The 21,004-nt window shown below is 64.5% G+C and carries 19 protein-coding genes and 2 pseudogenes; 19 read left to right on the plus strand and 2 right to left on the minus strand.

Translation table 11 applies throughout. The annotated features are described in order from the left end of the window. Nucleotides 1-298 (plus strand): transposase (locus tag E1809_RS22080; protein ID WP_205754049.1); only part of this gene is annotated, 298 nt, incomplete at its 5' end. A gap of 82 nt (nucleotides 299-380) precedes the next feature. After that, nucleotides 381-578 carry a hypothetical protein gene (locus E1809_RS27545; protein WP_235835727.1) on the plus strand — a complete coding sequence of 66 codons (198 nt, stop codon included), beginning with the start codon at nucleotides 381-383 and terminating at the stop codon, nucleotides 576-578. 24 nt (nucleotides 579-602) lie between these two features. Here the strand turns inward: E1809_RS27545 and E1809_RS28060 are convergent. Further along, nucleotides 603-875 (minus strand): annotated as a pseudogene (locus E1809_RS28060) (Imm26 family immunity protein); the annotation flags it as partial. A 580-nt stretch (nucleotides 876-1,455) separates the two neighbouring features. Here E1809_RS28060 and E1809_RS22090 point away from each other — a divergent pair. The 7 genes and pseudogenes from E1809_RS22090 (at nucleotide 1,456) to E1809_RS22120 (ending at nucleotide 8,166) form a co-directional block, all read left to right on the plus strand. Continuing rightward, nucleotides 1,456-1,815, plus strand: coding sequence for a bifunctional 3-phenylpropionate/cinnamic acid dioxygenase ferredoxin subunit (locus E1809_RS22090; protein ID WP_133206400.1), 360 nt, complete (start codon nucleotides 1,456-1,458; stop codon nucleotides 1,813-1,815). Between the two features lie 190 nt (nucleotides 1,816-2,005). Further along, nucleotides 2,006-3,040, plus strand: a complete 1,035-nt coding sequence (locus E1809_RS22100) for a quaternary amine ABC transporter ATP-binding protein (RefSeq protein ID WP_133206401.1) — start codon at nucleotides 2,006-2,008, stop codon at nucleotides 3,038-3,040. Then, the gene (locus tag E1809_RS22105; RefSeq protein ID WP_133206429.1) at nucleotides 3,040-5,076 is read left to right on the plus strand and encodes an ABC transporter permease; all 2,037 of its coding nucleotides are present in this window, start codon (nucleotides 3,040-3,042) and stop codon (nucleotides 5,074-5,076) included. The genes E1809_RS22100 and E1809_RS22105 overlap by 1 nt, the downstream gene beginning before the upstream one ends. Before the next feature lie 47 nt (nucleotides 5,077-5,123). Next, a complete protein-coding gene (locus E1809_RS22110) occupies nucleotides 5,124-6,098 on the plus strand; it encodes an ABC transporter substrate-binding protein (RefSeq protein ID WP_205754301.1) in 975 nt (324 codons plus the stop codon). 241 nt (nucleotides 6,099-6,339) lie between these two features. Beyond that, nucleotides 6,340-7,494, plus strand: coding sequence for a site-specific integrase (locus E1809_RS22115; RefSeq protein WP_133206402.1), 1,155 nt, complete (start codon nucleotides 6,340-6,342; stop codon nucleotides 7,492-7,494). An 18-nt stretch (nucleotides 7,495-7,512) separates the two neighbouring features. Continuing rightward, a pseudogene (locus E1809_RS28065) lies at nucleotides 7,513-7,641 on the plus strand (zinc-ribbon domain-containing protein); the annotation flags it as partial. Nucleotides 7,642-7,683: 42 nt separating this feature from the next. Next, nucleotides 7,684-8,166, plus strand: a complete 483-nt coding sequence (locus E1809_RS22120; protein ID WP_235835728.1) for a DUF559 domain-containing protein — start codon at nucleotides 7,684-7,686, stop codon at nucleotides 8,164-8,166. Here E1809_RS22120 and E1809_RS22125 read toward each other — a convergent pair. Continuing rightward, nucleotides 8,161-8,628, minus strand: a complete 468-nt coding sequence (locus E1809_RS22125) for a helix-turn-helix domain-containing protein (protein ID WP_205754302.1) — start codon at nucleotides 8,626-8,628, stop codon at nucleotides 8,161-8,163. The genes E1809_RS22120 and E1809_RS22125 overlap by 6 nt on opposite strands. 209 nt (nucleotides 8,629-8,837) lie before the next feature. Here E1809_RS22125 and E1809_RS22130 point away from each other — a divergent pair, with 209 nt between their 5' ends. From E1809_RS22130 to E1809_RS22175, 10 genes are all read left to right on the plus strand, one after another. Beyond that, nucleotides 8,838-9,257: a hypothetical protein gene (locus tag E1809_RS22130; RefSeq protein WP_133206404.1), complete on the plus strand. Its 420-nt coding sequence runs from the start codon at nucleotides 8,838-8,840 to the stop codon at nucleotides 9,255-9,257. 76 nt (nucleotides 9,258-9,333) lie between these two features. Next, nucleotides 9,334-10,650 carry a hypothetical protein gene (locus tag E1809_RS22135; RefSeq protein WP_133206405.1) on the plus strand — a complete coding sequence of 439 codons (1,317 nt, stop codon included), beginning with the start codon at nucleotides 9,334-9,336 and terminating at the stop codon, nucleotides 10,648-10,650. A 28-nt stretch (nucleotides 10,651-10,678) separates the two neighbouring features. Further along, a complete protein-coding gene (locus E1809_RS22140; RefSeq protein WP_133206406.1) occupies nucleotides 10,679-12,550 on the plus strand; it encodes a phage tail tip lysozyme in 1,872 nt (623 codons plus the stop codon). A gap of 17 nt (nucleotides 12,551-12,567) precedes the next feature. Beyond that, nucleotides 12,568-13,509, plus strand: a complete 942-nt coding sequence (locus E1809_RS22145; protein ID WP_133206407.1) for a hypothetical protein — start codon at nucleotides 12,568-12,570, stop codon at nucleotides 13,507-13,509. Then, nucleotides 13,506-14,219, plus strand: a complete 714-nt coding sequence (locus E1809_RS22150; protein WP_133206408.1) for a hypothetical protein — start codon at nucleotides 13,506-13,508, stop codon at nucleotides 14,217-14,219. The genes E1809_RS22145 and E1809_RS22150 overlap by 4 nt, the downstream gene beginning before the upstream one ends. 111 nt (nucleotides 14,220-14,330) lie before the next feature. Further along, nucleotides 14,331-14,816 carry a hypothetical protein gene (locus tag E1809_RS22155; protein WP_133206409.1) on the plus strand — a complete coding sequence of 162 codons (486 nt, stop codon included), beginning with the start codon at nucleotides 14,331-14,333 and terminating at the stop codon, nucleotides 14,814-14,816. An 11-nt stretch (nucleotides 14,817-14,827) separates the two neighbouring features. After that, on the plus strand, nucleotides 14,828-15,877 hold the full coding sequence (locus tag E1809_RS22160) for a hypothetical protein (RefSeq protein WP_133206410.1): 1,050 nt from the start codon (nucleotides 14,828-14,830) through the stop codon (nucleotides 15,875-15,877). Between the two features lie 21 nt (nucleotides 15,878-15,898). Beyond that, a complete protein-coding gene (gene mobL / locus E1809_RS22165; RefSeq protein WP_133206411.1) occupies nucleotides 15,899-18,154 on the plus strand; it encodes a relaxase MobL in 2,256 nt (751 codons plus the stop codon). A gap of 155 nt (nucleotides 18,155-18,309) precedes the next feature. Further along, nucleotides 18,310-18,882, plus strand: coding sequence for a hypothetical protein (locus E1809_RS22170; RefSeq protein ID WP_133206412.1), 573 nt, complete (start codon nucleotides 18,310-18,312; stop codon nucleotides 18,880-18,882). A gap of 220 nt (nucleotides 18,883-19,102) precedes the next feature. Beyond that, nucleotides 19,103-20,869, plus strand: a complete 1,767-nt coding sequence (locus tag E1809_RS22175; RefSeq protein WP_133206413.1) for an AAA family ATPase — start codon at nucleotides 19,103-19,105, stop codon at nucleotides 20,867-20,869. The last annotated feature ends 135 nt before the right edge of the window (nucleotides 20,870-21,004 follow it).

A 21,004-nucleotide genomic window follows, 5' to 3' on the forward strand; every position in this document is an offset into this window, starting at 1 on the left:
CTACGCCACGCACAAGACCCCCGAAGTCAAGGCATGGCTTGCGGCCCATCCCCGCTTCACCGTCCACTTCACTCCTACCTCGGGATCCTGGCTGAATCTCGTCGAAGTCTGGTTCGGCATCATCGACCGGCAGGCCATCCGGCGCGGCGTCTTCACAAGCGTCAAAGACCTCAACCAGAAAATCCGCCAGTTCATCACCGGCTGGAACGACCGATGCCACCCGTTCGTCTGGACCAAAACCCCCGAACAAATCCTCGCAAAAGCCAACCGCTTAACTACTTCAGAAACGCGACACTAGACACGATAGCTTCATACTGGAAAGTACAGAATTCCGGATAGACGCAGCTAACACACATCATCGTGCTGGGAGGGGTCCCTCCATGTTAAGCATCGGGGACGAGAGGGATTCCCAATACAGCACTGACGGAATCGTCGATGGTCCTGAAACTCTGGAGACCGTGTTCGCCTACAGGTTCAACGGGTCCAGGAAGGTCATCACCGAACTCATCAACGTACTTTCGGAAGGAAGAATCGAAGAAGCAGTGCTGGGAGAGAACATCATCGCGTTCAAGCGGTAAATTGGCGACGGTTTCTAGGTAGCCTCGTGACCATGGCAAACGGTTGGTCATCATCGGTGGGATCAACAAACAGTCGCTCCGCAGTTCGGATCGCTCAGGAAGAGCTTTCGAATCCGACCGAACTTTATAGACGTAGATGAGTTGGGCCTGGATTCGGCCACCGACCATCGCCGAGGTGCTTATCACGCGTCCGAAAGAATACATTTCGTCCGGCATCTGGAGCACAAATACATCGCCCGGAAGTGGTCCCTTCCTCGAAGGTTTGAGTATGTGCATATTCGTCTGAACAGACTCCATTAGAGACTTCCCGCCTTCAACCAACCCTCACCCCCAGTCAACCGCATCTTGGTAGAACGGTCTTTGTGGACAGATGCTGTTGATTTTATTCTCAAAGCCGGGAGTGCGAATAATCAGCGCGTGCTCGATCGCACGTGCTGCGCCACGGACAAGCGGGAAGGCTGTTATTGGTCGTATAGAGAAACGGGCGCCGTGCTGACTGACCCTTCGGCCTATATCTTTGGTAATCCCCGCATAAACCTCATTGCCAGCCCTGCTCACAATATATGTCAGTGTTGGCCGGCCAATCATGCGTAAACGATAGCCAGTGCCGCCCGGCATCCTCCTCGCCGATCCGTGTTGCCCGGGCTTCAACCGGCCTGCTCATCCGTCCATCACAGACGCCTCGGAAGGCGCAACGAATTTCGTTATCCGCAACAGTGTGGCCCCGTCATATGGTCCGCGTCAAGGGTTCGCTGAATACCCGGCCAACCCTTGACAAGGGCATGTGAGCACCGTCACTCTGTTGCGTATCGTGATTCATGTTGATCGATAGACAACTCGACGGGGTCTGGCCTGACCGGTGAAAGAGGTTCGTGAAATGCACAGTGCTTGCCCGCTCAGCGCGTTGGCCCCGGGAGACGCCATTCGACTTGAGACGTCCCCGCCCATTGCCGTTTTCCACACCGAGGAAGGCGAACTCTTCGCGCTCGACGACACCTGCACGCACCAGGACGCTTCTCTGACCGATGGCTGGGTGGAGGACTGCTGGGTGGAATGCCCCCTTCACGCGTCGAAGTTCAACCTCCGCACCGGAGCCGCCGATGCCCCGCCCGCCAAGCTGCCGGTAAGGGTGCACGAGGTCCTCGTGGTGGACGGCCGGATCATGGTCAAGGAATCCGGGGACGCGCCCAACCTGCCGCCCGGACTCACGGTGGACGGACACATTTCAGCCGGATAGTCCGCACCGACGGTCCGGATCAACGACCACCACCCTTACCTTCCGCAGGCCGAATGGGGCGGCTTCGGGCAATCCCGGAATGGCCGCGAGCCAAGGCTCGCACATGTGGCCACATACCGGGAAACCACATCCGGCAATACATCAGCCCGGCCGCAGCCATTGGTTCGAGCCGCCTAGCAGGAGTACAGCAATGAGCAATCCTGACATATCCGTCCGCAATCTTTGGAAAGTCTTTGGGCCAGGCGGGGAAAAGATCCCGAAGGACGCCTCGCTCTCGGCACTGAGTGCAGCCGAGTTGCTGGCGCGGACCGGCTGCAACGCGGCCGTGCGGGACATGAATTTCGACGTCGGGAAAGGGGAGGTTTTCGTGGTCATGGGCTTGTCCGGGTCCGGCAAGTCGACCCTGATCCGTTGCCTGACCCGCTTGATCGAGCCGACGTCCGGTCGCGTGCTGGTCGATGGCAAAGATGTACTGGAGGCAGGGACCGGGGAACTGCGGGAACTGCGCCGACGCAAGATGTCCATGGTCTTCCAGCATTTCGGTCTCTTGCCGCACCGCACGGTCCTGGACAACGTCTCCTACGGACTGCAGATCCGCGGGGCGGGCAAAGCCCAGCGTTACGCGAAGTCCCGGGAGATCATCGAGTTGGTCGGTTTGAAGGGGTACGAGCAGCACTTCCCGGACCAGCTTTCGGGCGGCATGCAGCAGCGTGTCGGACTCGGGCGGGCCCTTGCCGGGGATCCGGACACGATCTTGTTCGATGAGCCGTTCTCGGCACTGGACCCGCTGATCCGCCGCGATATGCAGGCAGAAGTGATCCGCTTGCACAAGGAGATGGGCAAGACGATGGTCTTCGTCACCCACGATCTCTCCGAAGCGCTCAAGCTTGGGGACCGGATCCTGATCATGCGCAACGGCGAGATGGTCCAGTGCGGCACCGGCGACGACCTCGTCGGTTCCCCGGCGGATCAGTACATCGCCGATTTCGTCTCCGAAGTGCCCCGGGCCGATGTCCTGACCCTGAAGTGGATCACCGGCCCTGTGGCGTTCGGGACTCCGGCCGACGCTCCGGTCCTGGCCGCGGGCACGGTCATCCGGGACGCCATCCCTGCCGTGATGAATTCTTCCTGTCCTGTGCTGGTGGAAGACGCGGGCAGGATCACCGGACAGATCGACCGCGACAGCATCCTTTCGGTCATCCTCGGCACGGAAGCGGCGGCGTGATGTCCACCCTCATCCGCGAACGCGTCCCTGTCCGGAACACACCTCCAGCCGCGGTCCGTCCGCAGCGGCGACGCCTTGGCCGGCGGACCATCCTGCTTGGCGGGGCCGCCGTCGCATGGCTTCTCGGGTTCATCTTCCTGCACGGCACGGCGACCTTGAACCTGCCGGCGTCGGAGCTGACGGACCTGCACCGTACCCTGAACCAGGTCAATGCGTGGGTCGCGGACAACCGCGCTGACAACCCCGTCTTCCAATACCTCCTCACCCCGCTGCGTTCCGCCGTCGACGTCGTCGCGAACCTGTTCACCGGTATCTTCGCCGCGAGCACCACCGGCCTTCGCCTCCCCGAGATCGGCTGGCTGGGAACCGTCGCGCTGTTGGGCTGGATCGCCTGGGCCGCCGGGAACATCCGGGTGGCACTGCTGACCGTCGCCGTGTTCATCTTCTTCGGCCTGCAAGGGCTTTTCGTCGACGCCGCGTACAGCTTCGCCCTGGTCCTCACGGCCGTGCTGTTCACGCTGCTGACCGGCATTCCGCTCGGGATCCTGGCCGGGATCTCCGCCCGCGTCTCGAAGGTCATCACCCCGGTGCTGGACTTCATGCAGATCCTGCCCACGTTCGTCTACCTTGCCCCGCTGGCGCTGATCTTCCTGATCGGCCCGGCCTCGGCGGTCATCGCCACCGTCATCTACGCGGCGCCGCCCGTCATCCGGCTGACCGCGCACGGGATCAGGGGCATTCCGGCAGACACCCGCGAAGCCTCCGACTCCCTTGGAACAACGGGCGTGCAACGCCTCATCACGCTGCAACTGCCGCTGGCCCGGCGAACCATCGTAATGGGCATCAACCAAACCACCATGGCCGCGCTGTCCATGGTCACCATCGCGGCCCTCATCGCAGCCCCCGGGCTGGGACAGGTGGTGGTCCGCGCCCTGCAATCGCTCGACGTCGGAACGGCCGTGAACGCCGGCCTGTCGATCGTCCTGCTCGCCATCGCACTGGACCGCGTCACGACCGCGGCGAGCCGGCGTGCCGAACCGGGAGCGGCCCGCAACCGGCGGATTTCGCGCCGGACCCGGTACATCCTGCTCGGTGCGGGGTTCGTGGTGGTGCTTGCAGCGATCCAGCTCTCCCGCACCATGCTCTGGGCTGCAGTGTTCCCCAAGGACCTCAACATCGGGCCGGGAATCGTCGACGGCGTCACAGCGGCCAGCCAGTGGCTGCAGACGAACCTGTTCTTCCTGACTGTGTCCCTTCGCGAGGGCGTGACGAACGGGGTCCTGAACCCCTTCCAGTCGCTGCTGACGGACACCCCGTTCTATCTCCTGGCCCTGGTGATTATTGCCGTGGCCTGCGCGCTCGGCCGTTGGCAGCTGGGCCTTGTCGCAGCGGCCTGCCTTGCCGTGATCATTTGCCTGGGCCTGTGGAGCGACGCAATGGTCACCCTCGCAGGGACACTGGTCGCGACGTCCGTCGTCATGATCCTGGGCGTCATCTTCGGCGTCGCCATGGGCCGCTCCAACCGGGTGGACCAGATCATGCGGCCCCTGCTCGACGCCGGGCAGACCATGCCTGCGTTCGTGTACCTCGTTCCCTTCCTGGGCCTGTTCGGCGCCACACGCTTCACCGCGATCGTCGCCGGCATCATCTATGCCGCACCCGTGGCCATCAAGATCACGGCCGACGGGATCGCAGCGATTTCCCCCACCGTCATGGAAGCCGCAGTTTCCGCAGGGTCCACGCCGTGGCAGATCATCACCAAAGTCCAATTGCCCATGGCCCGCAAGTCCCTGGCCCTCGCTGCGAACCAAGGCCTGATCTACGTCCTGGCCATGGTGGTCGTCGGAGCCCTGGTCGGCGCCGGCGGCCTGGGCTACGACGTGGTCGCCGGGTTCGTCCAAAGCTCGCTCTTCGGCAAGGGGCTCGCCGCCGGCCTCGCCATCGTCTTCCTCGGAATCCTCCTGGACCGCATGACCCAAGCCGCCGCGGTCCGCCCCGCCCGGAAGACGGCGCCGGGAAAACCCGTGCGCCACTAAACGCCTCCCCATCCCCCAATGCACCACTCCAGCAAGGAGCCTCCACCATGAGTAGAACCAGTCAACTCTTGAAACGCACCCTACCCGCCCTGGCGGGAACAGCCGCGGCCGCCCTGATGCTCGCCGGCTGCGGTGGCGCAACAGTCAACCAAGCAGTAGCGGGCAATGGCAGCGCCACCCCGTGCGGATCCGTCAACGTCGCGCTCAACGCGTGGGTCGGTTACACCGCCGACGCTGCCGTCTACAGCTACGTCGCACAAAACAAGCTCGGCTGCACGGTCACCCAGAAGGAACTCTCCGAACAGATCTCCTGGCAGGGCTTCGGCTCCGGCGAAGTCGACGTCATCATGGAGAACTGGGGCCACGCCGACCTTGCGAAGCAGTACATCACTGACCAGAAAGTGGCGGTCGACGCCGGACCCACCGGCAACGAAGGACACATCGGCTGGTACGTACCGCCATGGATGGTCCAGAAGTACCCGGACATCCTGGATTACAAGAACCTCGACAAGTACGCCTCCCTCTTTGCCACCTCCGAATCCAGCGGCAAAGGCCAGGTCCTGGACGGCGACCCCGCCTTCGTCACCAACGACGAAGCCCTCGTCAAAAACCTTGGCCTGAACTACAAGGTGGTCTTCTCCGGTTCGGAAGCTGCCCTGATCCAGTCCTTCCGCACCGCCGAGAAGAACAAGACCCCGTTGCTCGGCTACTTCTACGAACCGCAGTGGTTCCTCTCGGAGGTACCCCTGAAGAAGGTCAGCTTGCCTCCCTACACCCCCGGCTGCGACTCGGACCCGGAGAAGGTTGCCTGTGACTACCCCGACTACAAGTTGAACAAAATCATCTCCAAGAAGTTCGCGGACAGCGGTTCCCCCGCTGCGAAGCTGGCCAAGGCGTTCACCTGGACCAATGCCGACCAGAACTCCGTTGCAACGGACATCCAGGGCGGTATGAAGCCTGAGGCTGCCGCCAAGAAGTGGGTCGACGCCCACCCCGATCAAGTGGCCGCCTGGCTCAAGTAGCCCCACGGACCGGCAGCTGTCGTCGCTTCTTCGGACGACAGCCGCCGGTCCTTTTCGCCCCGCCGGACAGTGCCTGGGCAGCAGTCGCCGGAGGATACCCGCCTGCCCACGAGCGCCCGCCGGCTGCATGTTCGACAACGGCATCAGGCATGAGGATGGCTGGATCCACCGTGCCGGCCGAGTTTGTATTGAATGATGAGTCAGCCTTGGAATACCGGATCAATGAGTCGACACTGGTGTGATGACTCCTCACACCAAACTGGCTGCACTGAGCGCCCCGTCATGGCCGCCGGAACCTGAAATTGATGATGAACTCCGCGAGCTCGAAGCCGTCTCCCGGGGTCTGGAGACCCACACTCTTTCCGCGAACACGCGGCGCGCGTACGTGAAGGCGTGGCGCTCCTTTGAAACCTTCTGCGCCGTGCACGGCCTGGACGCGCTGCCGGCCCACCCTGAGACGGTGCGGTGGCACGTGGCATGGATGTCGGTGCAGACGGATGAGCACGGCCTGCCGCGGTTTTCGGTCGCCACGATCCGTCAGCGGCTGGCCGGCATTGCAGAGAAGCATCTGCGTGAAGGCCTGCTGGATCCGACCGGCCACCGCGGCGTGACCGGCCTCGTCCGCGGCCTGGCAAAGCTGCGTGCGACCCGGGCCGTGAGGAAGAGGCCCTTGCTGCTGGACGACGTCCTGCGGATCATCCGGGCCATGGACCATGACGTCTATCCGGCCGGGGTCTCTGCCGCACGCGATGAGCTGGCGATCTGGCTGGGCTTCGCGGGGGCGCTCAGGCGCGGCGAAGCGGCGGCCCTGTCCCTGAAGAGCATGGAACTGAACCGGCTCGACGGTGTCCATATCCATGTCGGGGCGTCCAAAGCCGACCAGGACAACAGCCAACCGGACGTCGTCGTCCTTCCGTTCGGCGGGTCGCCCCGGACCTGTGCACCGTGCGCGGTCCATCGGTGGGTCGCGCTGATGGGAGCGTGCGCTGACCGCAGGTCGACCATGAGACTGCTGTACGGGTATCAGCTGGACACCCACGTGTGCGGAGCAGATGGATCGACGCCGCTGATCAGCAGCGCCGACCTGGATTCGGCCACTCCTCTGCTCCGCGCGACCTACCGGAACCGGAGGAGCGCCCGCATCCACGCGCAGGGCGTCACCGGAGATGCCCTGCATACGATGCTGCTCACGCGCATGTCCGAGGCCGGGATGAATCCTTCAGCCTATGGATTCCACAGTTTAAGGTCGGGGTTCGTTACGCAAGCACGTCGCAACGGCGCGGACCCGAGTGACGTTCGACGGCAAACGCGGCACAAATCTGATCGCATGGTCGAGATCTACGATAGAGAATGGCTGCCCTTGCAGCGCAACGCTGTGACATCTCTTGGTCTTTGATTGGTTCTTCGAGCCTCTATGGACTCAATCGCGTGTTCACCCAGCGAAGTTATGGCCTTCAGCAGCAAGACGTTGTGGTGGCTCTGCGACCAGGGCCATGAGTGGCGGACCATGGTGAAGCACCGCACTCGATCCGGTAGCAATTGTCCGACATGCAGAACGTGGCCGACGGAGTCGAGACTGCGCGAATTGCTGCTCGATCGATTTCCTGGCATTACGCACGGCGGATCTCCGGGAATCCAGGGGTCGACCAAGGGCGGCATGCGCTGCGACATCGTCATCCCTGAGCTTAGGTTTGTGATCGAGTACGACGGTGCTTGGTGGCATCGCAACCGCTTCGTGCAGGATGCAGCCAAAACGCAAGCTCTTTTGGATGTCGGATTCTTCGTGATCCGAGTGCGGGAGGGCTTACTGGACGAGCTTCCGCTGACACACCCTCGCCTTACTCAGCTGACGCACGACTGGCAGCCGAACGGTGTCGGGTTGGAACGTCTCGCGATTGCGACCGGAAAACGCGTAGAAGCCGCCACGGTGTCGTCGATTAACCCCAACGGAGCGAGCACCGGGGAAATCATGCGTGCAGGCCGCTGGCGGAAGGCCGAGACGGTGAATGTCTACGACCGCGAGTTCAATCCCGCTGCACGCAACAGCGTCATGTGCCTGGGGTTATGACCCGGTGCCTTTTTCACCGCCGGCAGGGTCGTGGATGCCCGACTGGTCCATGCTGAGGCTCTGGATGAGTCCGGTCAGCCGGCCGATCTCCTGCCGGGTCTCCTCCCACCGGCGGTAGGCCGCCGCAAGCTCAGCCAGATACTGCTGCTTCAGGGCTTCGTTCCGGTCGGCGTCAGGGTCGGCCAGCAAGGCAGCGATCGGCACATCGAGCACCGCGGCCACGGCGACCGCTTCGTCGAGGCGCACGGCCCGGGTCTGCTGCTCGATGCGTGTCACTGCCGATGGATCGACGTTGCTGTCCAGGACCTGGGCCATCCGGCGCGCGAGCTCGGCCTGACTGATCTTCCGGCGTTCCCGTTCGGTCCGCAGCCGGCGGGCAAAGATGTCGGAAGGCAGTGGAGTTGGCATCGTGCGGCTTTCCGCTTTCGGTGGTGACTGAGGGCTCTCGCCCATGGTGCGCATTACGCACACTATCCGATCTTATCTGCGGAATCCACAGGACGGGCCCCGTCGGGCAGGCACTTTTCCTCCCGCTTCGCCCGGAATGGATAACGCGCCAGGGTCCCGAATCAATGGTTTTTCAAGTTATCTATCGATAGACTATTCGAATAAGAGTCATTGATGTGCCCGGGACCGTCCGGACGAGCGGGATGACCACGAGGAGAACAGCGATGAATCCGATCACCGAGTCCGCCATGCGCTCACTCATTGATGCGCAGGCGGCAGTTCCGCCGCCCGGACTGCGGGCTGTGAGTGCGGCCTGGGACCTGAGGTCGTTTTTCGAGAACGCGAAGACCTACGTCCAGGGCATCGGCGGCGGCCTGCTCATGCTCATGGGCGCGGTAGGCCTGGTCTGGGGCGGCGTCCTGCTCATCAAGAAGCTCCTGGGCGGCCAGCAGCACGGCGGCCAGCACGGCTGGACCCAGATCATCATGCTGATCCTGGTCGGCGGCGCACTCGGCACGGGCGGCTGGACGCTGGTCAGCACCGTGGGCTCGGGCGGCCAGACCACCATCCAGGAGCTCGGCGGCGGCACGGTCATCATCCAGCCCTGGAACGGCGATGCCGGACACGGAATTCCGACGCGCTGAGCTTCACCGGCCCCGGCACTCAACCGGCGACACGACGTGATCCGGGAGCAGCCGGACGACAGACACGGGACACATTATGGGTTTCAAGACCAGGCTCACCACATTCATGCGGGCCACCAGGCTCGACTCCCATCACGCCATTGAGCGCTTCGGGATCTTTTTCGGCGTGCTGATGCTCAGCGGCGTACTCGTGGTGGGCGCGGCCGGATTTTCGGCGTTTACCGCGGGTCAGGACAAGCTGGCCGGCACCGCACTGTGGACCACGAAATTCACGACCTCGAAGACGCGGCTTTCCGGCACCGTCGACGGCGTCTACCTCAGCGATTCCAGGACCCGGGCGCTGATCGTCATGCACTTCGACCCGCAGGCGAAAATCTCCTACAACGCCGCCGACTACCAGGCTTTTCTTCTCGGCTCCGATGAGAAGCTGAGGACGTCCAGGGTTCAGACGCCTGACATCACGGGCTCTTTCCACGTCTTCGGCTCGACCGGCTACGTCGCCGTCATGCTGGAAAGCCCGGCACCGTTCCAGCAGCAGATCCTGAACCTGACCGTCCGCGCCAAGGCCGAGCTGACCTTTGCCCAGCAACAGCAGGCCGGGGCCACCCAGGACCAGGTGGTCGGGGATGCGAGCTTCACGAGGTTCGACCAGTGGCGGGTGTTCGCCAATCCGGGCGCCGCGCAGGCGACGACACTGCCCTCGCTGGACGCGCCGGCCTTTGATCCGGCCCGGGCCTACTACGACGTCGTGATTAAACCCCAGGAGACCGCGGCGAGGGCGGAACTCGACCGGCAGCTGGCCCTGATGCGCAGCGACCTGACGCAGATCAACACGTACACGGGCGAACTGGCCACGACGAAGGTCGACGGTGTCTCGCTGCTTCCGCCGGCCGTTCCTGACGCCATCTCGGGCGACACCGTCACCGGCAGCACGGCGGCCGAGTCCACAACCGGGCAGTCGACGCTGGCGCTGAACACCAGGACGGTTGTTCCTGGCGGTTTCGATTTCAACTGGCGGGACGGCGACGTCTTGAGCGGCTATCTCGGCAGGATCATGCCGAGCGGGCAGAGCAGTTGGCTTGGCTATCTCCAGCAGCAGTCCACCGCTGGAGCGGACACCGCGGCCAACGCGTCGAACCAGATCAACAGCATGGCCTGGAAACTCTCCAACGGCAGGAGCTTGGCCAACGACTACAGGAGTTCGGACGTGACCATGCGCCCCTTGACGACGCTGATGAACAACCTGTCGCAGGCATACCAGGGGTACTACGCGGACAAGCGGAAATACGAGTCGGACGATCTGCTGGCCCTGCTCAACCTCGAGGTGAACCTGCTCAACGTGCGCAGCGGAAGCAGCGCCAACTCCGACCACTTCCTGACGACGTTCCACTGACCGCTCCGGACCCGGGAAAGGACGAGGAATGGCTGATCTCCAGGACCCGGTGAATGCCGCAGGCGTGAAGAAAGTTGCCGCGGCCGCTGTCCAAGGAGCGGGCGAAGGTGCGATGAAGGGCGGCGCAGCAGGGGCGGCGGCCGGCGCCACCATGACGGGAGGCCTGGAGGCAGCCAGGCAGCTTGCCGCGAACAAGGATGACGTCAGGGAGAAGTCCGGTCCGCACACCTGCGACACCACGGCCCACCGGCTCGGTGCCGGCGGAACGAGCTTCGAGAGGACACCGGACGCCCATGGTGCCGCCGGGGCCGGGAACGAATTCGGCGGCGGGAAACCCGCCGGTGATCCGGGCAGGAAGATTGCCGCCGCTGGTGCGGCAGCTGCTGCTCCCCCGGCATCCGGACTGCTGTTGCTGATCCTTTTCCTGCAATGGCTCAAGTCGCTCTTCTTCGCCCTGCTCGGGTACCTTCTCTCCTTCCTGGCCATGATGCTTCAGTGGGCCTTCTCCCTCGGCGCTGCGATCGTGAACGCGGTCAAGGCACCCTTTGCAGCGATCGGGGCCGGCATCGCCAAAGGCGTCGCGTTCATCACCGGCGGCTCCGTGGCGCTTTCCGCCACGGCCGCGACCGTGACCGGTGCGGCAGTGTCCGGTGTGACGGTGTTCTCGTTGCTCGGCGGCCTGATCGGCGTTGTCAGCACGTCGATCGCTGCGAACGACGATCCGTTGGCCGGCACATGCGGGGCGGTCAACGTCTCCACCGTGAGCTCCGGTCCCGACACTGGTCCAGCCACACCGGACAGCGAGAAGAACGCCCGGGAGGTCTGGTCGGTCCTGAAGAGGCAGGGGATGCCCGACGAAAACATCGCGGGAATCCTCGGCAACTGGACCCAGGAGTCGGGCATCGACCCGGGCAGTGTCCAGGGCTTCCCCGCTGGCATGGCCCTGATGACGGATGCGAAGAAGGCCGCGGCGCAAAACACGGACAACGGCATCGGGCTGGGCCAGTGGACCGGTGCCCGGAACACCCTGCTGCGCAACTACGCCCGGGCCAGGAACACCGACTGGTGGAACCTGGGCCTGCAGCTGGCGTTCATGGCGGACCCGCACGGCGACAGCGCCGGCGACGTCACGGTCTTCACGTCGATGATCAGCACCTCACAGGGCACCCCCGCGGCGGCCGCACGGTACTTCCACGACAGCTGGGAACGCTCGGCCGATGATGCAGCGGGAGTGGCACGCCGCGGCGCCATGGCCGAACAGTGGTACGCGACGATGTCCGGCTGGCACCTGAACGGCACCACCGTCGACAGCACCGTCGGCGATTTCGTTTCCGGGGCGGCCCGGACGGTGGGCGCCTTGTTCACGCCGGGCAGCTGCACGGATACGAACGGCACCGCGACGACGACCATCACCCCGACGAGCGGCGGCATGTCCGAGGAGCAGGCCCGGCAGCTGATCGACCTGTACAACCGGGAAGGCGACAAATTCCTCGATGCCCGGTACGGCGACCAGGGCGGCCCCGGTTCGTGCGGCAGCAACCACGCCGAGAACTGTGTCAGCTTTTCGACGTACTGGTTGAACAAGTACACGACCTTCCAGGCGTTCCCGGGCGGCGACGGCATCAGGACGGCGTATGCCGTCGCGGAGCAGACCGGCAAGCAGATGTCCCCGACACCGACGCCGTATTCGGTGGGATCGGGCCCCGGTACGGGCGACGCAGGCCACACGCTGGTCGTGCTCGGTGTCCAAGGCGACAAGGTCATCCTCGGCGAGGCGGGCTACTGCGCCTTCATGGGCCGGGTCCGCATAGACAGTGCCGCACGGATGAGGTCCCAGGGGTGGATGTTCGTCCCCATGCAGGATGCGCTGCTGCCAAACGGACAGGCCACCGCACGATGACGCCGGAAAGGAACCGCATGATCGATGAAAAGACCGACGTGACAACCAACGGTGACCCTGCCGGCGGCACCGCCAAACGGCGGCTGGTCCCGAAGGCCCGGGCGTACACCGGGGAAGAACTCGAGGCCGCCTTCGACTGTTGGGTGGCGGACCGCAGCGAGCGGGCCGCCGTGAAGAAGGCGTACCGCACACCTGAGGCCACCAGCCGGACTTTCCGGCGGACTGTTGCCGCCGTCGTCGGAGTGGTCCTGCTGGGCACAGCCGTCTTCAGCAATCTCGCCGGAACGTCATACGAGAAGGAATACGACGCAAACCTCGCCGCAATCGGGGAGCTGCAGCAGGCCGCCGCCCCGGAGCCGGCAGGTACCTCGAAGGCTGTCGACGGACAGGCCGTCGCAGCACTCACAGAGCGTGCCGCCGGCCAGGCGCAGAAGGTTGCGGACGGGCAGAACCGGTTCGCGACGCTCTACCTCGCTGCCACCACCGCACCGGACACCGGAAACGGAACACCCGCCACGGCGGACCTGGACGCCGCCGGGCACCGCAGGGATCTCGCGCAGTACTGGGATCCGGCGTCGTTGACCGTCGCGGAGCCACTGGCCTACCAGTGGACCACGGCCCCGGTCCTCGATGCCGGACGGATCGATCCCCGGTTTCCGTGGTACGTCCGGTACGACGGGCTGAAGGCATCGGACCCGACGGGCTACATGTGGTCCGTCGATGCCGTGATGCCCGACCTGTCATCGCCCACCACGGCGCAGGTGGTCTGGGCCAACAAGGAGCGCAACGGCACGGTCCTGGCCTGGGCCACTGCGGCATACACGGACGCAACGCGGAAGTTCAGCCGCCTGTCACTCGTGGTGACGGCCGAAGGAGCACGCCACCTGCCGATGACGGCAGCGGCGCTCGCGGACCAGGTGCCCGGGCTGTCCAATGTAAACGGAACGGGGACCAAATGATGCCACCGACCAAACAGCCACGGGATTCCGGAACCCGGTCCACGAACCGATGGCTGGCCGCCTTCGGGGCCCTGACCCTCGTCGCTGTCACGCTCGCCGGAACGAACTACGCAGCCCACGCCAGGACCCTCGCCACACAGCAGGCACAGATCACGCAGCTGACAAACGACTCCGCGAAACAAAGCCTCCAGGCAGCTGCTGGGACCGCCAGGAGCGTGCAGGACGGACTGGGCATTAGCCCGGACCGGGTGTCGACGGACACCGCCATCATCACGCAGTTGCTGTCCACGGCCTTCACCTGGAACTCCGGGGAAAGCTACGGGGAATCCCGCGAGGCGGTCAAAGCCCGGTACGACCTGGCGGAAGGCAGCCGGTTCCTCACCACCTTCATGCCGCCGGCGGGCTTCAACCAGGACAAGACCGGCAGGAAGTACTACTACATCGACGCCGCGGGATTGTCATCGAACGTCGGTGGCAACGTCGATGTCGACGTCGTCGAAATAGCAGGCACCAGCTACCGGTACGCCGTGATGGCGGACCTGGTCATCAGCGGGACCCCCACCTCATCGACCAGCGGTGCAGGGCAGACGAAGGGCACCACGGCCTCCGTCACCCGCCGGATGCTGCTTTACGTCACGGTCGCGGCGGACGGCACGGTGTCCGAGCTGACGGGGTACCCCGCGTCCGGAGACACCCGGACATCCCCTTGAGTCAACAGGTCTTGTTACTCATGTCTTGAATCATCTCTTGATACAGTTATTGATATGCCCGGGCGGAACCAATGGCACGCTCAGGAGCCGGACCGGCAGGAGGCCAGACAGATGGCGGCAATGACAGCACGCACGATGAAGCCGCGGCTGAAAGCGGACGGTACCGCTTCCAGGGACAAGAACCCTGTGCGGGCCGTGGCCGCCTCCGTGTGGGGCAGGCTCATGAACAGCGCGCGGGCGTTCGTCCGGGCCGCAGTGATCCGGCTGGCCACGCTCCTTGCGGCCTACGTGCTCGTGTTCAGCACGGCGTTCGGCGTCATCCCGATGATCGGCATGTTCCTGCACCAGCAGAGCGGTGCCGACGACGGTGAACTGACCTTTGACGGGGTCCTTGCCGTGTGGGTTGTGCCCTTCGTCTTCGTCGTCGGGGTCTTGTTCGTCGCTGAAACCGCGATCCTGCGCTGGCTGTGGCGTGCGGGCAGCCGCCGGATCGACGCCTTCAGAACGGTCCACCGCCCAGGGACGCCGGATGCCTCCGGCGATGGAAAGCCGGTGCGTGCCGGTGGAACACCCCGGACGAAGACCGCCAGGAAGTAAGCGGGGGGTCCATGATGAGAATCGCAGGACTGGCCATGAACGATGTCTGGGCCCATCGCGTGCTGCGGGAACGCGGGGTGGAGACAGAACTGATCGAGGGCGCCCCTGCAGAGGTAGCGGTGCTCGTCGAAACGCTGCAACTGGCGCATCACGGACCCGGGAAGAACTACCGGCCGTATCTCCACCTGCACGGCGAGCTGCGCTCGGTGCGGCCGCACGGGCAGCTCCCCCACGGTGTCGACGAAGTGCTGTTCCCGCCGGGCGGCGGCGACATCGTGGACGGCTACTACGAGTTCGACGACGTCCAGCTGGCCGAACTGACGAGGAAGGGCTACTTCTCCCCCGGGTTCACCGTGCCTGAACAGGTGGCCGGGATCGAATGGAGCCTGCCGGCAACGGTCGACGCGCTCGTGTTGGCGCCGGCCGGACCGTCCGGGAACATCTCGGGGACGTCTGCGGATGTCCCTGACATTCCCGTCGTGTTCGTCCGGGTGCACAACCTTGGCAATCTCTCCATCGACCTTGAGTCCTCGGGCTACGACCTGATTCCGTACTTCGCTGACCATTCAACGGACAGGATCCGGCAACAGGAGCAGCAGCCGCTTGAGGAGAACCGGCCTGTCCGCACCGATGCCATCGTGTCGCTGTTCGACGACGCGGATTTCGAGCGGCCTGCCGCGACCGCCTCCGCGGTGGAGGCCGGACCTGGGACGGCGCGCGATGCCAAGGAAGAGCTGTCCGTGCAGCTCCTGGCCGTCGCCTCCGGGCTGGACGCCGAGGCCGAGCAGGACCGTCTCTCCCGCGAAGCCCGGAGCGGAACCTTCGAGAACGTCTACCGGGAGCGCATCGCCAGCGCGTTGCACACGAAGGTCGGCAAGGAGGCTGCGCAGGAACCACGGGAGACCGACCAGTTCGCGCAGGAAGAAAACACCGGCCCTTCACCGGCGGAAAGCACGCCGGTTCAGGGACCAGCCCTTCTCGAGGAACTGAAGCGGACGGTATCCCGGCGCGCCTCCGAGCTGGAGCGTCACCATGACCACGCGGCGCCCCGTCAGTACTGAGCCGGCGAAAGGACGTGCGCGGTGAATCTGCGCACTTCGATCGTCGTCGTCAATGAATTCAGCGTTCCGCTCCCGGACGGCAGGGGCAGCCGCGGCGCCACGCCCGGAAGCTATGTCGAGCGCTACATGGCCCGCGAGCATGCGGTGGAGCCGCTGGCTCCGGTGCAGCGCCTGCGCACCGATGACTTCATCCTCCGGTACATGGCACGTGAAACTGCTGTCGAGCACGCACCGACGCGGACGGCTGCCAAGGAGGGAATGCGGCAAGCCCAGGGGAACGGCGGTGTGGCGTTCGGCTACGGCTCGGTCTCACTCTCGGACGAGCAGCTGAAGGCGGCCAGCCGGGACATCCAGAACGGGTTTGAAAACGGCAAAACCGTGCTCAAGACGGTGCTGTCGTTCAGCGAGGAGTATCTGAAGAAGCACGGCATCGTCGCCCGGGATTTCCACTGCGGGAAACCCGGGGATTACCGGGGCCACATCGACCAGATGAAGCTGCGCATGGCGATCATGCACGGTCTTGAGCGGATGAGCTCCGGCAACAGCGGATTCGACGACCTGCGCTACGTCGGAGTCCTTCAAGTCGACACCGGGCACCTGCACTGCCACCTCGCCATGGTCGATGCCGGGGCCGGCACGGCGGCACGCGACGGCAGGCAGCGGGGCAAGCTGCTGGACCGGCATAAGTCCCGGCTGCGCCGCGGCGTCGACGCCTGGCTGGACGAGAAGCAGGCGATGGCCCACCTCTCCAGCGCCGTCGGCTACGAGAGAAGGAACGTCACGACGTTCATCAAGCGTTGGGCCCACGAACGGATGCGCGACGAGGCGCTCCCCCAGTTCCTGCTGGCCTGCCTGCCCAGGGACACGTCCCTCTGGCGCGCCGGAAGCAACGACCGGCGGATGCGCAAGGCCAACCAGCTGGTCACGGAGCTGGTCACTGAACAGCTGGAGCGGGCAGGTTCGCCAATGCCTGCGGCGATGGAGAAGATCGTCGATTACGCCAACGAACGCCGGGCCAAAGAGGGCCTGGGAACCACCGCGTGGCAGAAGCTTGTCGACGCCGGCCGGGGCCGGATCATCGAAGGAGCGGTCAATGCCGTCTACCAGCTGGTGCGCGCCTTGCCGGAAGATGAACTGAGAATCCGTACCCCCATGCTCGACATCATGGGCATGGACTACAAGGAGATGGCCGGACTGGCCCGCGGCCGCCAGGGCGCCGGAGCAGGAGACCGCAGTGACGACGACCCTGTCTCCTTCGGCTTCCGGCTGCGCAGCTACGCCTCCCGCCTTGAACATCACAAGGAGCGCGCAGCCGCCTACCGCACTCTGGCGCGGCAATGGGAGAAGGCCGACCGCGCCGGCATTCCCTTGGATTCCCGTCCGCTCTACGACTTCTACCGTTTCGAGGAAGAACATCACCGCCGGCTGATGGCGAAGTACCAGCACTTCCTCCCGTTCGTCGGAGACGCCGGCGCCTGGTACGAACAGCATCGGGAGCTTTCCGGCTACGGCCGGCGGCTGCTCTCGTTGATAAGCCTGCGTGCCGATGCCTCGCTGCAGCGCATGAAGGTCGCCGGGGAAGCCGAGCGCCTGGGCCGGGAAATCTACGGCCAGCCGGGCGGGCGGCTCCTGACGGAAGGCACGGCGGGACGGACCGTCCTCGACCACCGCATCGAAACCATGCGGCGCATCTACGATCAACGGCTCGACGACCTGAAGGCGGAGCTCACCGGCTCATCGCTGGTGCTGCGTCCGGCGCCCGCGGGGTCCGGGGCCGGCGACGGCGATCCCGTCAGCACGGCCATCGAACCAGGCTTGGGCTACGCCTTCCGGGAAGTGAAGGCGCTCGACCTGCATCATCTGGGCTATGACTTCCCTGCCGACATTTCCATCGGCGCCGGGCCCACGCAGGCGTTCATCTCACATGCCGGCCAACGCCACCGCCTGCTGGAGGGTGCCATGTCCTACCTGGACGGCTCCGGCCAGGCCAGTGCCATCGCCGATCTCCCTGTGGACGACGTTGCCGCCATGACGAAGCTGGCTGCACAGCTGGCGGACTCAACGCGCCCTGACGGCACAGCCACCCTTCCCAGCCGCTTTGCCCGGCTTCGGGCCCGGCAGGGGGCCACGCGGCGTCAAGCCGCGACCGCATTGGATGCCGGACTCGCGGTGCGGATCCAGGTGCAGGTCGATCAAGCCGCGATTGACACCGCCGAAGCGCTCGTTTCCGGACCGGAACCCGACCTGGACACAGACCAGCCCGCCCCCTTCGACTGAGTGGATCATCATTCGATTTATGATTGACTCTTGTATGAGTCATGTATCTGCACTAACCTTGTTATTATTCGCGGACCGGTCGCCACGGCCATTCGGCGGAGGTCGGATCAAGACAGATTCATGCTCGGGTCGAACGAAATCAGGGAGAAGAGATCATGGCAAAGCTTCAGGGCAAGGGCGCATTCACCGGTGTCAACCTTCTGGCGAAGGTGTACGACAACGGCGTGACCAAGGACGGCAAGACCCGCTTCATCGACGCACAGATCGACAACCGCGACCCCCGCGGGCCGGAGCAGACCAATCTGCATCTGGTCTCGTCCGAGATCAAGGACAAGGACGGCAAGGTCCGCTACAACAACGGAGCGGCGTACTCCGCGGGCCAGTTCGAGGAGATCGTCAAGGCCGCCGGCCCGAACTCCGAGCCGATCACCAACAAGGACGGCCGGGAAATCGGCCGCGTCTACGCCATCAAGGCAAACGTGATGCCGTCCACGCGCGGCAACGGCCTGGTGATCAACACCAAGTCGCTCAGCCAGTCCGATCACCGGGTCGACGCGAAAACGCTGGACAACCAGTTCACGTCGATGAAGGCGGCGAAGGAGGCCCATGCAGCCACCACGGCGACCCAGGCAGAGGCTCCTGCGGCCGAGGCTCAGGTCCAGGCGGCCGGGTTGACCGCCGATGTGCCGGTCTACGAGGCGGGGGAAGAGCAGCTGGCGGTTGGCTGAGGCCGGGCCCGGCGCCACGGGCGGCGTGACACCCCACGGGGTTATGAAAGACCCCCGGATTCAGATCCGGGGGTCTTTCAGGCTGCGGACACCTGCACTCCCGGACCCGACCGTCAGGCTCCCGGGGTCGCCCCTCCGGGCCTTTGCCGGAACCCATGGATGGATCATCACCTGACCTTGATCCGACTGATCAGTCCAAAGAAGACCAAGGAGGCACGGCATGTTCGCCGACGAGCGTCTGAATGAGCACTACGGGCTGCTGTCACGCCTGTCCAGCCCCGTCAGGATTCCCGGGCGCGGAATCATCGGCCGGGAACGGGAACAAGAGCAGCTGCTGGCTTCCATGAGCCGGGCCGAATTGTGCAATGCCCTGCTGCTGGGCGCGCCGGGTGCCGGGAAGACCATGCTCGTCCAGAGTGTCTGCCAGATGGACACGGACCGCCTGTACCTGGAGGTGGATCCGGCACGGATGATCTCCGCGGCCGGCGACCCGGACCGCATGGCGGCGATGCTCAAAGGATTCTTCGACGAAGCCGAGCGTTTTGTCAGCGACGAGGGCCGGGAGCTGGTGCTCTTCATCGACGAATTCCACCAGATCATCCAGCTCTCGGACGCCACCGTGGAGGCGATCAAGCCGGTGCTGGCCGCCTCGGGCGCCCGGGGGATCAGGGTCATCGCGGCAACGACCTACGACGAATACCACACCCACATCGCACCGAACCTGCCCCTGGTGGAGCGCCTGCAGCGCATCAACCTCGCTCCCCCGGACGAGGAGACGACCGTGAAGATCCTGCAGGCCATGGCGGTGCGCTACGGCGTTGCCGGCCAGTTCGCCGACGACCATCTTTTCCGGTTGATCCACGAATACACCCAGCGGTACATGCCGGCGTCCTCCCAGCCGCGCAAATCGATCCTGGTCCTGGACTCCATGGTCGGCTGGCACCGGTTCACGAAGCGTCCGATCGACCGGAGGATGCTTTCGGATGTGCTGATGGAAAGCCTGAACGTCAACGTTGCCATCAGGGTCGACGGCAGAAAGATCAAGCAGGAGCTGGATAGGAAGGTCTTCAGCCAGGATCTGGCCACCCGGGTCGTTGCCAGGCGGCTGCAGCTGTGCGTCGCCGACCTGAATGACCGGACGAGGCCGATGGCGAGCATGCTCTTCGCCGGTCCGAGCGGTGTCGGCAAGACCGAACTTGCCAAGCAGCTGGCGAAGCTGCTGTTCGGCGCCCACCAGGGCCGCCTGATCCGCTTCGACTGCACCGAGTTTGCCGAGGATTCCTCCCTCGCTCTCTTCCGCTCCGAGCTGACCAGGCGCGTCTGGGACCTGTCACACGCCGTCCTGCTCTTCGACGAGATCGAGAAGGCCTCCCCGCTGGTGACCCGTATGCTGCTGCAGGTGCTCGACGACGGCCGGCTCAGCGACGAGAACAACCGCCAGGTGAGCTTCCTGAACACCTACATCGTCCTCACCACGAACGCCGGAAACGAGATCTACCGGGACATCGCCCAGTACGCCGCCGACGACACGGGATCCGGCAAGCAGCTGGTGGAGTACGAGAAGCTCATCCGCCGCTCGATTTCGACGACGCAGGGAAGCAACCGCTTCCCTCCCGAGCTCCTCGGGCGCATGGATGCGATCGTGCCGTTCCAGCCGCTGTCGCTTCCGACGCAGGCGAAAATCGTGAAGAGCAAGCTGCGCCAGCTGGTGCAGGACGTTCTGATCAAGCACAACGTCCGGGTCGCCGTGGATGAACGGGTGCTCCAGTACCTGATCGAGGACAAGGGCGACCCGGACTCGGACGCCGGCGGCGCGCGGGCTGCCGTAGCCAAACTGACCGATGAGGTCAGCACCGAGCTGGCGGCGTTCATCAACAGGCACCCGGGTCAACGGCACGTGCGGATCGACGTTGCGGGCACCTTGGCCTCGGGCAACAAGCAGTTGCTGACCTCGGACGCGCACATCGTCGTGTCCGCGATGGGTTGACCACCGACCGCCGGACGTCATCAGTAATATTCATACATGAGTCAATAAATGTATCTAATACTGCAATTGAAGCATTCTGAATGATAATCTGATAGACGAGGTGAATTGTCCAGCAATTGGTCGGAGGGATCACTG

The organism is Arthrobacter terricola, from assembly GCF_004354015.1.
Lineage (GTDB): Bacteria > Actinomycetota > Actinomycetes > Actinomycetales > Micrococcaceae > Arthrobacter > Arthrobacter terricola.